This is a genomic window from Aeromonas lacus, assembly GCF_000764665.1.
GTDB classification, from domain to species: Bacteria; Pseudomonadota; Gammaproteobacteria; order Enterobacterales; family Aeromonadaceae; genus Aeromonas; species Aeromonas lacus.
The window spans coordinates 1-1,696 of record NZ_JRGM01000082.1; the positions used below are offsets into that span (position 1 = coordinate 1).

1 protein-coding gene is annotated in these 1,696 nt (G+C 40.5%); it reads right to left on the bottom strand.

The genetic code is table 11. The features are described 5' to 3' along the window. On the bottom strand, positions 1 to 1,506 hold a 1,506-nt coding region (locus LG31_RS20875; RefSeq protein WP_152598343.1), incomplete at its 3' end, for a hypothetical protein. Between the last annotated feature and the right edge of the window lie 190 nt (positions 1,507 to 1,696).

Sequence of the window (1,696 nt, forward strand, 5' to 3'; positions counted from 1 at the left end):
CCAGAGTACAGGTGCTGGACCAATTCCGCTTATATTAAGCTTATGTACCTCATCAGAGACTGGACTATCAAAAGTAATTGTTGTGGTAGGATAAATCCTAACCGGACTATAAATTCCATTGGTATATGCACTTTCAGTACTGTTTACTCTCTTAGATAATACAGTCAAAGACCCACTTACAGGCAGATCTTCATCCATTCCCATAGTTTTAGCAGTCAGAGTAAGCTTTTGTTCTGGCTGATTTATTTGGTCAGCGATAGTTGGCACCTCTAACTCAATAAACTTAGTAGACAGCGGCAATGAAACTATCGCAGTACCTTTGGACAAGTCGATTACCGTTTGACTTCCCAGCACTTGGGATGATGTATCCTTAAATACAACTTTAGAGTGAGCGTAATCTACATTACTGGAGATACCACCTGGGATCATAATAGGACCCAAATCAAGTGCCATCCTTACAGGAACTTTATCCTGAGCGTTAGTCAATTCGATAATAGAATTTAACGAATGACCTTCATACTGACGATCACTAGACACGTTTTTTACTTGCACTGCACTCTTCAAAAAAACCATATGAAAGTTTGTTGAACTTTCAGCAATGTCTGCGTTCATCAATGTTGCTTGCGCACCTTTTAAATCAAAGTTGATATCACTTTTACCTGTTTGGGCGCCCCAAATAAATTTTACACCAGTCACCCCTTTCGGCACCTGATCCTTCGCCAAATCGACCTCTACACTAGGAGCTGTCGACTTAGGAAGATATTCCACGGGTGTCAACCAGAGTACAGGTGCTGGACCAATTCCGCTTATATTAAGCTTATGTACCTCATCAGAGACTGGACTATCAAAAGTAATTGTTGTGGTAGGATAAATCCTAACCGGACTATAAATTCCATTGGTATATGCACTTTCAGTAATGTTTACTCTCTTAGATAACACAGTCAAAGACCCACTTACAGGCAGATCTTCATCCATTCCCATAGTTTTAGCAGTCAGAGTAAGCTTTTGTTCTGGCTGATTTATTTGGTCAGCGATAGTTGGCACCTCTAACTCAATAAACTTAGTAGACAGCGGCAATGAAACTATCGCAGTACCTTTGGACAAGTCGATTACCGTTTGACTTCCCAGCACTTGGGATGATGTATCCTTAAATACAACTTTAGAGTGAGCGTAATCTACATTACTGGAGATACCACCTGGGATCATAATAGGACCCAAATCAAGTGCCATCCTTACAGGAACTTTATCCTGAGCGTTAGTCAATTCGATAATAGAATTTAACGAATGACCTTCATACTGACGATCACTAGACACGTTTTTTACTTGCACTGCACTCTTCAAAAAAACCATATGAAAGTTTGTTGAACTTTCAGCAATGTCTGCGTTCATCAATGTTGCTTGCGCACCTTTTAAATCAAAGTTGATATCACTTTTACCTGTTTGGGCGCCCCAAATAAATTTTACACCAGTCACCCCTTTCGGCAGTGGTACCTGATCCTTCGCCAAATCGACCTCTACACTAGGAGCTGTCGACTTAGGAAGATATTCCACGGGTGTCAACCAGAGTACAGGTGCTGGACCAATTCCGCTTATATTAAGCTTATGTACCTCATCAGAGACTGGACTATCAAAAGTAATTGTTGTGGTAGGATAAATCCTAACAGGACTATAAATTCCATTGGTATATGCACTTTCA